General features: G+C 36.1%; 16 protein-coding genes. 7 read left to right on the forward strand and 9 right to left on the reverse strand.

Features of this window, described 5'->3' with window-relative positions:
* Window positions 1-135 precede the first annotated feature (135 nt).
* The 6 genes from M1D66_RS20785 (at window position 136) to exsF (ending at window position 5351) form a co-directional block, all read left to right on the forward strand.
* The gene (locus M1D66_RS20785; RefSeq protein ID WP_000084013.1) at window positions 136-867 is read left to right on the forward strand and encodes an alpha/beta hydrolase; all 732 of its coding nucleotides are present in this window, start codon (window positions 136-138) and stop codon (window positions 865-867) included.
* 93 nt (window positions 868-960) lie between these two features.
* Window positions 961-1479: a YjcG family protein gene (locus M1D66_RS20790; protein WP_000765862.1), complete on the forward strand. Its 519-nt coding sequence runs from the start codon at window positions 961-963 to the stop codon at window positions 1477-1479.
* A 1-nt stretch (window position 1480) separates the two neighbouring features.
* Window positions 1481-1903, forward strand: coding sequence for a GNAT family N-acetyltransferase (locus tag M1D66_RS20795; protein WP_000543307.1), 423 nt, complete (start codon window positions 1481-1483; stop codon window positions 1901-1903).
* Between the two features lie 100 nt (window positions 1904-2003).
* Window positions 2004-4070, forward strand: a complete 2067-nt coding sequence (locus tag M1D66_RS20800) for an ATP-dependent helicase (protein ID WP_000191204.1) — start codon at window positions 2004-2006, stop codon at window positions 4068-4070.
* Between the two features lie 142 nt (window positions 4071-4212).
* Window positions 4213-4680 (forward strand): spore coat protein CotY, encoded by a 468-nt coding sequence (gene cotY, locus M1D66_RS20805; protein WP_001277719.1) that lies wholly within the window; start codon window positions 4213-4215, stop codon window positions 4678-4680.
* A 167-nt stretch (window positions 4681-4847) separates the two neighbouring features.
* Window positions 4848-5351 (forward strand): exosporium protein ExsF, encoded by a 504-nt coding sequence (gene exsF / locus M1D66_RS20810; RefSeq protein ID WP_000492939.1) that lies wholly within the window; start codon window positions 4848-4850, stop codon window positions 5349-5351.
* Window positions 5352-5426: 75 nt separating this feature from the next.
* Here exsF and M1D66_RS20815 read toward each other — a convergent pair whose 3' ends face one another.
* Entirely contained in the window at window positions 5427-5612 is a 186-nt protein-coding gene (locus M1D66_RS20815; RefSeq protein ID WP_029948404.1) for a hypothetical protein, read from the reverse strand.
* A 101-nt stretch (window positions 5613-5713) separates the two neighbouring features.
* Window positions 5714-6073, reverse strand: a complete 360-nt coding sequence (locus M1D66_RS20820) for a DUF1360 domain-containing protein (protein WP_000899662.1) — start codon at window positions 6071-6073, stop codon at window positions 5714-5716.
* A gap of 125 nt (window positions 6074-6198) precedes the next feature.
* Between M1D66_RS20820 and exsY the strand changes: the two genes are divergently transcribed.
* Window positions 6199-6663 (forward strand): exosporium assembly protein ExsY, encoded by a 465-nt coding sequence (exsY, locus tag M1D66_RS20825; RefSeq protein ID WP_001277744.1) that lies wholly within the window; start codon window positions 6199-6201, stop codon window positions 6661-6663.
* A gap of 48 nt (window positions 6664-6711) precedes the next feature.
* Here exsY and M1D66_RS20830 read toward each other — a convergent pair whose 3' ends face one another.
* The 7 genes from M1D66_RS20830 to M1D66_RS20860 all read right to left on the reverse strand — a co-directional run bounded on the left by M1D66_RS20830 (window position 6712) and on the right by M1D66_RS20860 (window position 12121).
* Window positions 6712-7260 carry a spore coat CotO family protein gene (locus tag M1D66_RS20830; RefSeq protein ID WP_002023550.1) on the reverse strand — a complete coding sequence of 183 codons (549 nt, stop codon included), beginning with the start codon at window positions 7258-7260 and terminating at the stop codon, window positions 6712-6714.
* Window positions 7261-7401: 141 nt separating this feature from the next.
* Complete coding sequence (gene fabI, locus M1D66_RS20835; protein WP_000421886.1) at window positions 7402-8172, reverse strand: enoyl-ACP reductase FabI; 771 nt, start codon at window positions 8170-8172, stop codon at window positions 7402-7404.
* Between the two features lie 108 nt (window positions 8173-8280).
* The gene (rfbD, locus tag M1D66_RS20840) at window positions 8281-9135 is read right to left on the reverse strand and encodes a dTDP-4-dehydrorhamnose reductase (RefSeq protein WP_000664652.1); all 855 of its coding nucleotides are present in this window, start codon (window positions 9133-9135) and stop codon (window positions 8281-8283) included.
* Window positions 9136-9147: 12 nt separating this feature from the next.
* Window positions 9148-10119, reverse strand: a complete 972-nt coding sequence (gene rfbB / locus M1D66_RS20845) for a dTDP-glucose 4,6-dehydratase (RefSeq protein ID WP_001024166.1) — start codon at window positions 10117-10119, stop codon at window positions 9148-9150.
* Window positions 10120-10134: 15 nt separating this feature from the next.
* Window positions 10135-10680: a dTDP-4-dehydrorhamnose 3,5-epimerase gene (gene rfbC / locus M1D66_RS20850; protein ID WP_000869418.1), complete on the reverse strand. Its 546-nt coding sequence runs from the start codon at window positions 10678-10680 to the stop codon at window positions 10135-10137.
* Window positions 10681-10688: 8 nt separating this feature from the next.
* The gene (locus M1D66_RS20855) at window positions 10689-11426 is read right to left on the reverse strand and encodes a sugar phosphate nucleotidyltransferase (protein WP_000676157.1); all 738 of its coding nucleotides are present in this window, start codon (window positions 11424-11426) and stop codon (window positions 10689-10691) included.
* A gap of 14 nt (window positions 11427-11440) precedes the next feature.
* Window positions 11441-12121, reverse strand: a complete 681-nt coding sequence (locus M1D66_RS20860; RefSeq protein WP_000651527.1) for a glycosyltransferase family protein — start codon at window positions 12119-12121, stop codon at window positions 11441-11443.
* Window positions 12122-12126: the final 5 nt, after the last annotated feature.

Here is a 12126-nt window from a genome sequence, read left to right on the forward strand (position 1 = left end):
ACTAATTTTTTAGATTCTTCGTACCATTATGGTAAAATAGAAATTAAGGCACCAATTAGTGAATATTTCTTTCCTTTTCACTACAAGCGTCGCTCTTACAATCGTTACAGTAAATTTTTATTTAGGGGGATCTACATGAGTCAAACAATAGGGAGAATTGAAGAAATTTCATTTTATAGCGCATCACTTCAAGAAGATGTTACACTTCTCGTTTATTTACCAGTAAATTACACACCACTGCACAAACATACAGTTGTAATTGCACAAGATGGTAGAGATTATTTTCAGCTCGGTAAAGCGCACCGTGTAATTGAGCGCCTTCGTGAAACCGAAGAAATTGACCGTACAATTATTGTCGGTATTCCATATAAAAATGTACATGATCGTAAAGAAAAATATTTCCCAAATGAAGTGAAAAATGCTGCATATATTCGTTTCCTTGCTCATGAACTTGCACCATATATTGATGAAAATTATCCAACGTATCAAATGGGAAAAGGTCGTGTTTTAATTGGTGATTCTCTTGGCGGAACAGTTTCCTTTATGACTGCACTTATGTATCCGCATACATTCGGTAAAGTCGTTATGCAATCACCATTTGTGGATGAGACAGTGATGAACTTAGCAAAAGAATTCAAAGATCCACAGGCGTTAGAACTGTATCACGTCATCGGTACAGAAGAAACGGCTGTAAAGCGTACTGATGGACAAGTATCTGATTTCGTAGGGCCGAACCGTGAGTTAAATACGCTTCTTACAGATAGAAACTTCATCACGCATTACGAGGAATTTGAAGGCAATCATACTTGGAAATATTGGCAGACTGATTTACCGAAAGCCTTCTCTCATATTCTATCAATGAAATAATAGAGAGCAGTATTCAGAATAATTTGATATAATAGATAAAGAGATTTATTTATCTCAAAATCTAACTAGACTTACAAAGGGAGGAATTGGAACATGAAATTAGGCATTGTAATTTTTCCATCTAAAATGATTCAAGATAAAGCGAACGGATTGCGTAAACGTTATGACCCGCACTACGCATTAGTTCCGCCACATATTACATTGAAAACACCCTTTGAGGCGCAAGATGAACAATTAGAGTCGATTGTAAACGAGTTACATACAATCGCAAGTAAAACGAACCCTTTCACCCTTCATGTTGGGAAAGTTGGTTCATTCGCACCTGTTAATAACGTCCTTTACTTTAAAGTAGAAAAAACACCTGAACTTACTTTCTTAAATGAAGAAATGCATGGCGGGTTATTCACGCAAGAACGCGAATATGCTTTCGTACCTCATTTAACAATCGGACAAGGCTTATCAGACGCAGAGCATGCTGATGTATTGGGCCGACTACGTATGAAAGATTTCTATTATGAACAACCAATTGATCGTTTCCATCTTCTATATCAATTAGAAAATGGAACATGGACTGTACACGAAACATTCCGTCTTGGAAAGGGGAACAACTAATTTGCACGCACAGATTGTACAAACGGACGAACAACTAAGAGATGCATTCTCTGTACGTAAACAAGTGTTTGTAAATGAACAACGTGTCTCTGCTGAAGAAGAGTACGATGAGTTTGAAGAAACTTCAACACACGTTGTTATATATGACAATGATGTTCCAGTTGGTGCTGGACGTTTTCGCACCCTTGATGGTATAGGAAAAATGGAACGCATTTGCGTGCTAAATTCCCATCGCAAAAAAGGGATTGGAAAAATTGTTATGGATTCGCTTGAAGCGTATGCAAAAGAAAATTCGCTACCAAAATTGAAACTTCACGCTCAAACACATGCTGAAGATTTCTATAAAAAACTTGGATATGTAACAAGTTCTGATGTATTTATGGAAGCAAATATCCCGCACGTCGTAATGATAAAAGAATTGTAATTTGAAAGCAGGAGGTGACCCCTCCTGTTTTTTTACATTGCTATTTTCTTTTTCTTCCGCTAAAGTTAAATGTTGATGCTATAGTTTTGAAGGTGAACATATGACACAAGAAAAATTTTCACAAAAATCGTTAACACACGCTGATATTCCGCGTGCGACATATCATATTCCGAAAACATCTACCCATTTAATTATGGAAGAAGATGTAGATGCGGCTTATTTCCGCGCTCTTGAACAACAAAATGTTTTTTTAAACGAAAAACAATTAGAAGCCGTGCGCACAACAGAAGGTCCTGTTCTTACACTAGCTGGTGCCGGAAGCGGGAAAACATCTGTTTTAACAACTCGCGTTGGTTATTTAGTAAATGTAAAACAAGTTCATCCACGAAATATTTTATTACTTACATTTACACAAAAAGCAGCTGAAGAAATACGAAGTCGTGTTGCGAAGTTACCAGGCATGAATCATGCAGCAAGTAGCTACGTAGTTGCTGGTACATTCCACTCTGTTTTCTTAAAATTGCTTCGTAGCCAAGGGTATAATCAGCAAATTTTAGCAAATGAAAAACATAAACAAATTATGATAAAGAAAATCTTAAAAGAATTGCGTTTAAAAGACGATTATGATGCGGAAACGATGCTCGCGATGATTTCACTTGAGAAAAACAAATTAAATCGTCCGAAAGATGTAAAAGCGAAAACACCAGTCGAACAAGAATTTAAAGAAGTATACGAACGTTTTGAAGAGGTAAAACAAAGATACAATTATATTGATTTCGATGACATCTTATTGGAAACATATTATATGTTAGAAAATAATGCTCCTTTACTAACTCAATTACAACAACGGTTTCACTACATTGAAGTAGATGAGTTTCAAGATACATCGTATGCACAATATGAAATCGTAAAATTGTTAGCCACGCCAAGAAATAATTTATTTATCGCAGGTGATGACGACCAGGCGATATACGGCTGGCGAGGAGCAAGTCACCAAATTATTTTATCTTTTCCCAAAGAATTTGATAACACAACAATCATTGCACTAAATACGAATTATCGATCCAATCCCTTTATCGTCGGGCTTGGAAATGAAGTTATAAAATTAAATCAAGAACGTTTTGATAAAGAGCTATACTCTGTTCGTGAGGAAGGTGTACAACCTTTTTATGCAAGACCTGCTACGACTCTTGACGAAGCAAATCAAATTTTGCAGCTTATTCAAGAAAAAGTAGAGAGTGGTGAACGTAACTTTAAAGATTTTTGTTTACTGTATCGCACACATTCTGTAAGTCGTTCGTTACTTGATCAGCTTACCATTCATAAAATCCCGTTTATTAAACACGGGGCGAGCCAATCATTTTATGAACATTCTTTAATCAAGCCTGTATTAGATCATTTAAGACTCGTGATTGAGCCGTTTCGACTAGAATCACTTTCAAACATATTGCCGACGATGTATATCGGACGTGATGATTGTATTTCATTTATTGAACGTGAACAATGGAAATATGGTGAGGGACGCTTCCCTTCTCTTCTTCATTTCTTACTATTAAATCCAAGCTTAAAACCTTTTCAAGTGAAAAAGGTAAATGAGCGCATCGATTTTATTAAGTTTATTAAAGAATTAGAACCGAAAAAAGCATTAAAAGAAATCATTCATGGTAAAGGAAAATATTTAGAGTACTTACAAAGTAACGATCGTTCTTCCTTTACGATGCATAAAGACATACAAGAAGAAATGTTGGAAGAATTAATGGAGTCTGCAACTCGTTTCACCGATATTCCAGCTTATTTACAATTTATCGACGAGGCGATTCAAGGTCAAAAAGAAATGGAAGCATTAAAAACAATGCCGCAAAAAGATGCCGTTTCACTTATGTCAATCCATAACGCAAAAGGCCTTGAATTTCCATGTGTCTTTTTACTTGGAGCAAGTGATGGAATCCTGCCTCATACTTCTTCTTTAAAAGATGCAAATGATCGTGTTACGGAAACTTCTGAAGCGTTAGAAGAAGAACGCCGATTACTGTATGTCGCCATTACACGTGCGAAAGAAGAACTTTATATTTCTTCTCCGCAATTTTTCAGAGGAAAGAAATTAGATATATCTCGTTTTTTATATACTGTGCGAAAAGATTTACCTGAAAAGACATCCACTAAATAAGGATGTCTTTTTTTATATCACGTTATGTACATCCCTCCTATATAAATTCCTTGTTTTTATCGTGAGAATTAACGTAATATCAGCCATATTCCACTCATATTGTAATAGTGTATGTCAGAACTCACGAGAAGGAGTGAACATAATGAGCTGCAATTGTAATGAAGATCATCAACATGAGTGTGATTTCAACTGTGTATCGAATGTTGTTCGTTTTATACATGAACTACAAGAATGTGCAACGACAACATGTGGATCTGGTTGCGAAGTTCCATTTTTAGGTGCACATAACAATGCATCAGTAGCGAATACACGTCCTTTTATTTTATACACAAAAACTGGAGAACCTTTTGAAGCATTTGCACCATCTTCAAGCCTTACTAGCTGCCGTTCTCCCATTTTCCGCGTAGAAAGTATAGATGATGATGACTGTGCTGTATTGCGTGTATTAACTGTAGTTTTAGGTGATGGTACCGCTGTACCACCTGGTGACGACCCAATCTGTACGTTTTTAGCTGTACCAAATGCAAGACTAATATCAACCTCCACTTGCATTACTGTTGATTTAAGTTGCTTCTGCGCTATTCAATGCTTACGCGATGTTTCTATTTAAAACTAAATAATGAGTTAAGCATGGATTGGGTGGCAGATAATTCTGCCACCCAATCCATGCTTAAAGAGTATTCTTATGTAAATTTCTTAAAATTGGGAACTTGTCTAGAACATAGAACCTGTCCTTTTCATTAACTGAAAGTAGAAACAGATAAAGGAGTGAAAAACATGTTCTCTTCTGATTGCGAATTTACTAAAATCGATTGCGAGGCGAAGCCAGCTAGTACACTACCTGCCTTTGGTTTTGCTTTCAACGCGTCTGCACCTCAGTTTGCTTCACTATTTACACCACTATTATTACCTAGCGTAAGTCCAAACCCAAATATTACTGTTCCTGTAATAAATGATACAGTAAGTGTCGGAGATGGCATTCGAATTCTACGAGCTGGTATTTATCAAATCAGTTATACATTAACAATTAGTCTTGATAACTCACCTGTTGCACCAGAAGCTGGTCGTTTCTTCTTATCATTAAATACACCAGCTAATATTATTCCTGGATCAGGTACAGCAGTTCGTTCTAACGTTATTGGTACTGGTGAAGTAGACGTATCCAGCGGTGTTATTCTTATTAACTTAAATCCTGGTGACTTAATTCAAATTGTGCCAGTTCAGTTAATTGGAACTGTAGACATTCGTGCTGCAGCATTAACAGTTGCACAAATTAGCTAGTAAAAAGCGGTATTTCTAATACAGAAATACCGCTTTTTATATATAATAAAAAACACTCACAGTAGCATGAGTGTTTCATTCTTCATATTGTTTTATTGTGTTCTTCTTTTTCCCACAATTGCATCCCTTTTTCTTCACAAATCCTTGTTGTTGTAATTGTTCTTGATATGCCTGTTGTTGTGCTTGGTGTTGTTGCTGTATATGATACCACTGCTGCAGGTCATATGAATTTTGCCTTGGATTATTGCTCACAGCAAACATCTCCTCTACTGTCAATTCTGTCTATTTACTATATGAACAACTCTTTATTTCCGTTCCCTCATTCTTTTAAACTCCGCTTTTTCTCTTATTATGAAAATATATTATTCTCCCATAAAATATCCTGTAATCGTTTCAATGATTGCTGCTGCTCCTGCAATGGCTAATAATGCAAGTAACGGTTCTGCAACGATAGGAATCCAATTATATAAGACTAATAAAAAAGCACTAACCCATACACCTGTACACCAATAACAGCTTAACAATTCGCCAATCCACTTTCTTAATCCTTTACCTTTCACTTTTGTAAACGTTGATACACTTCCATCCGGCTCCGTAATCTCTAATTCATCAATAAATGGTCTTCGCAAAAAGGCTGTAATTTTATCATAAACAATTAAACGAGTGAGCCTAAAAGCAGCTAACGCAAAAATAAAAAATAAAAGCCAGCTTGTAAACAGCATGATTCCACCTTCCCTTATCCTCTTTCGCCTATTTAAAAAAAAAGGTCTTGAGATTGTGACCAAATCTCCTCGACTCCAATATCTTATTAATGTAAATACAAACAAGAAGATAAGGAGTGACATTAATGAGTTGTAACGAAAATAAACACCATGGCTCTTCTCATTGTGTAGTTGACGTTGTAAAATTCATCAATGAATTACAAGATTGTTCTACAACAACATGTGGATCTGGTTGTGAAATCCCATTCTTAGGTGCACACAATACTGCATCAGTAGCTAATACACGCCCTTTTATTTTATACACAAAAACTGGAGAACCTTTTGAAGCATTTGCACCATCATCAAGCCTTACTAGCTGCCGTTCTCCAATTTTCCGTGTGGAAAGTGTAGATGACGATAGCTGTGCTGTACTACGTGTATTAACTGTAGTTTTAGGTGACAGTTCTCCGGTACCACCTGGTGACGATCCAATTTGTACGTTTTTAGCTGTACCAAATGCAAGATTAATATCTACAACTACTTGCATTACTGTTGATTTAAGCTGTTTCTGTGCGATTCAATGCTTACGCGACGTTTCTATCGTAAAGTAAACTAAAAAACTATTGGGGTGGTAGAAGCTTTCTACCACCTTTACATATTTAAAAACCGGCCATACTAATCGATTGGATATCATCTATAGACAGCCTAATATCTCTCATACTATTTTGCGGCATAATAGATACAATGCCATTTCGATACGATATGATCGATCCAACATATGAGACTGTAGCTGTTTTTATTCTGCACCTTACTTTCGGAATGTAATGAGGGCGGTTTAGTAAAAAATGAATTTTTTCATCATTATTCATATCCTTAAATGATTTATTATACGGGACAGTTCTTACTGGTTCTGGTTCTTGCTCTTCTTGCTCTTCTTGTTCTGCGTGTTCTTCTTTTTCTTCTATTTTTTCTTCCACTTGCTGCTCTTCTTGTTGTTCTTGTTCTATTACCTCTTCCACAGCACTACTTACAATATTTTCTTGTCTATTACTTTTCTCTTTTTGATCTTCATTTTCAAAGTTTGTCAGGATAATCCTTTTTATTTTCGGTGCAGCAAGTTCTAAACTTACTTGCGTGATATATAACAACGGTTTTCCAACTGTTGAACTTTTATTTTTATTCTTCACACTCGTCCCTCCCACTTCCATACGTAGCTAAATAAATCGTGTACTATTATAGTTATATTCATCACCTGATAAGAACTTTCGTTAAAAATCGTTCTTTCTCAGAACAAATAAAAAGGACAATCTCATCATTTAGAGATTGTCCTTTAAAATTTAATATTATATTTATCCTAGGATATGATACCCTGAATCAACGTGAATGTTTTCTCCTGTTACACCTCGAGCTAAATCACTGAATAGGAATACTGCTGTATCGCCAACTTCTTCTTGCGTTGTTGTGCGACGAAGTGGTGCGCGCTCCTCAATTTCTCTTAAGATTGAGTTGAAATCGCCTACACCTTTTGCAGATAACGTACGAATTGGTCCTGCAGAAATAGCGTTAACACGAATACCGTGTTGACCTAAATCGTTCGCTAAATATTTCACGCTCGCTTCTAATGAAGCTTTCGCAACACCCATAACGTTATAATTTTTCACAACGCGCTCGCCGCCAAGGTATGTTAACGTTAAAATATTTCCGCCTTCTGTCATTACTTTTTTTGCTTCTCTTGCTACAGCTGTTAAAGAGAATGCACTAATATTTTGTGCAAGTAAAAATCCATCGCGAGAAGTATCTACAAATTCACCTTTTAAGTCATCGCGATTTGCAAAAGCAATACAATGTGCTACACCGTGAATAGTACCTACTTCTTGTTTAATTGTTTCAAAGCAAGCTGTAAGTTCCTCATCATTCGTTACATCACAAGGTAATACAAGTGATTCTTGTCCTTCTAATGTGTCCGCTAATTCACGAACGTTTCTTTCTAAACGTTCTCCTGCATATGTGAATATTAATTTTGCACCTGCATTATGCAAAGAGCGAGCTATTCCCCATGCAATACTTCTTTGGTTCGCAACGCCCATAACAACAAATGTTTTCCCTTGTAATAGTTCCATGATATATCCTCCCAGAAATACTTATACTTGTTATTAGTACCTGATACTATAATTATAGTACCATAAAACCGCTTAAAGGCAAACAAAAAAGTCATTAACAGAAATTTGTTAATGACTTTTGGTTTCTATAAAAAACCGCTCTAATCCTTCTTCCCAAGACGGCATTTGTGAAAAACCATTTAATCTTAGCATGTTATGTTGAAAAATAGAATATTTGGGCCTCGCAGCCGCAGCCCCGAATTCTTCCGTTGAAACAGGTAATACATGCACTTTCATATTGGCGTACGAAAATATCTTTTGTGCAAATTCAAACCAAGAGCATGAGCCTCTGTTTGATACGTGGTATGTACCGTATAAAGAAGTATGAATGAGCTTATTAATAACCATATTCAAATCCGCCACATACGTAGGAGAGCCAACTTGATCCGCTACAACAGATATTTCATCTCTTTCTTTTCCTAATCGCATCATCGTTTTCACAAAATTATTCCCATATTTACCATATAGCCACGATGTGCGAACGATAAAATATTTATTATGTAACTCTTTGACGAACTGCTCCCCCGCATACTTAGAGGCCCCATATATATTTATCGGTGCTGGACTATGAAATTCGTCGTATCCATCTGGTCTGGCGCCTTGAAATACATAATCAGTACTAATATAAACTAGCTTCGCCCCTACTAATTGTGAAGCAACCGCTACATTTCGAGCTCCGATTGCATTTATTCTATATGCAAGATCCTGTTCTTTCTCCGCATGATCTACTTTCGTATAGGCAGCACAATGAATAATTATATGTGGTTTTATTTCTTGTACCACTTGTTGTATTCGGGATATATTTGTCACATCTAATAACTTTTTATCAAATGGATATATATCATATTCTTCAGAGTCTAACTCTTCAAATAGTTGCTTTCCTAATTGACCGTTTGCTCCTGTTATGATAACCCTCTCTTTCATTTAACATGCCCCTTACTGGTCTTTTAGTGGTTTCCACCATTCCTTATTCTTTTCATACCATTTCACCGTCTCTTGTAATCCTTGTTCAAACGTATATTTCGGTTCCCAATCAAATTCATTCTTCATTTTCTCTGCATCAATCGCATAACGACGATCGTGCCCTAAACGATCTGTAACATATTCAATGTCTTTTTTTGTTTTTCCTAAAAGAGTAATAATTTGTTCCACAACTTCTACATTTGTTTTTTCATTATTTCCACCTATATTATATACTTCTCCGACACGTCCCTTATGCAAAACAACGTCAATCGCACTGCAATGATCCGTTACATGTAACCAATCTCTTACATTTAAACCATCACCATATAACGGTAGTTTTTTTCCTTCTAGTGCATTCGTAACCATTAATGGAATTAATTTTTCAGGATACTGGTACGGTCCATAATTGTTAGAACAACGCGTTACTATAACCGGTAATTGATATGTTTTATAGTAAGATAGAGCTATCATGTCCGCGCTCGCCTTACTTGAAGAATATGGACTATTTGGAGCTAACGGCGTTTTCTCTGTGAACTTCCCTGTTTTTCCTAAAGAGCCATACACTTCATCCGTTGATACTTGCACAAGTTTTATATGCGAATATTTTTTAACTAGTTCTAATAAAGTGACCGTCCCAATTACATTTGTATCATAAAAAGGAATCGGATTTTCAATACTACGGTCCACATGTGATTCAGCTGCAAAATTTACAATCACTTGTACGTCCCGCTCTTTTATAACGTGTTCTAATAGCTCTCCATTTTGAATTTCTCCCTTTACAAAAAAGTAATTCGGGTGATCCTGAAGAGATTTTACGTTATTTAAATTCCCGCTATATGTTAATGCATCGTAATTAATAATTTTATATGTTTCATAACTTTGTAGCATGTAATGAACGAAATTACTTCCAATAAATCCAGCCCCACCTGTTACTAATATATTCATAAACAACGCTCCTACTTAAAAACTATCTTCATATTCCTCTAATAATGGTAATATCTGATCCTTATCGGACAATATAGGATCGGTTACTGGCCAAGGAATTGCTAAATCTTTATCTTCCCAAAGTAATCCTGAGTCATGCTCTGCGCTATAATATTCATCTACTTTATACATAACGATAGTATGCGGAACAAGCGTGCAAAATCCATGCGCAAACCCTTTTGGCACTAGTAATTGCCGATGGTTATCTCCACTTAAAATATATCCTTTCCATTGTTTAAATGTTGGTGATTTTTTTCGCAAATCAACGATAACATCATAAATTGCCCCTTGCATAACTTGAATGAGTTTCGTTTGTGCTTTCGGTTTTTTTTGAAAGTGTAGTCCCCGAATCGTTCCTGCCTTAGCCGAATAAGATACGTTATCCTGTACAAATGAATACGTTATCCCTAATGTTTCTAGCACCTGCTTATTATAACTCTCTGAAAAAAAGCCACGCTCGTCTCCAAACAACCTCGGTTCTAACAATTTTGCATCGGTAAAATTTGTTTCTACAACTTTCATATTCTCACCTATTCTCCGTTAAACTGTTTCCCAAAATTAATATCACGCGCTAACGTATTCGCCTTTTGAAGCGAAGCATGAGTTCCCGCATCAGTCCACCAGCCGTTCATTTCATTATAAGTAAGTACCCCTCGTTTTAAATACCAATTATTTATATCTGTAATTTCAAGTTCTCCCCGTGCAGAAGGTTTTAATTCTTTAATATAAGAAAAGACTTTCGAATCATACAAATAAATTCCCGTAACCGCATAAGAACTTTTCGGCTCTTTCGGCTTTTCTTCAATTTCAACTATTTTTCGGTTTTGAATATGTGCTACGCCAAATCTTTCGGGATCTTCTACAGATTGCAATAGCACTTTCGCACCTTCTTTTTGATTTGCAAACTCTTCAACATACGGAAGAATATCATCTGAAAAAATATTATCACCTAATATAACTACCATACGATCATTCCCGACGAAATCTTCACAAAGCCCTAACGCCTGTGCGATCCCGCCCGCTTTATCTTGCACACGATACGTAAAGGACACTCCAAATTCATGACCACTCCCTAAAAAGCTAACAACATCCCCCATATGCTCTTTACCTGTAATAATCATAATATCTGTAATATCGCATTGTTTTAGCTTATATACCGCATGATAAATCATTGGATACCGACCAACAGGAAGTAAATGTTTATTCGTTACTTTCGTTATTGGATATAATCTCGATCCAGTACCACCTGCTAAAATAATTCCTTTCACTTTGCATCTCTCCTTTATGATGGAGATAATATATCTTTGTAATGTTCTACAAACACTTTCCGGTACTTCTCATATGTATCCGCATCAAACTCATCCCCGTTGTAATGAATACACCATAAATTTGCTTGATTTGGGATACCGATTAAATAACCAGCCCTTTGAAACTCTAAAGACTGTGACACATCATAAAAGTGAAACCCTTGAAACAAATCTTCTCGCCACGGAATATCATACTGCGTTGCCATGAATAAACCATCAATTGCCTGAACTGACAAAAATGGTTGATTACCATAAAAAACCTGATCTAAATTTAATAATTGATAATTCCGTCTTCTATACTCAATCACTTTCCCTACTAAATTTTTTCCTTCCCACCATATCCCGTTATTCGGTAAAAACTGAGCTCCAGCGACTCCTATTAAACCAAGCTTTTCATTTTCTTTAAAAAGAGATATAAGTGTAGAAAACATGTCTCGATTAATAAGATATGTATCTTGATGTATATACACTTTGTATTTCGCTGGATATGAAAGGGCTCGGTTGTATGCACTCGCCATACTTTGTGCATCTCGTATCGGAAAAATTTGTACGACATAACCAGGGGGAACAAAAATGTTTCTTATTTGGCTCTCACATTGTTTGAAAAGCTCCTCATTATTTACACAAACAACGACTAATATTGTATGATCTTTCATTTTTG

The sequence above is a fragment of the Bacillus sp. PK6-16 genome (genome assembly GCF_056530295.1).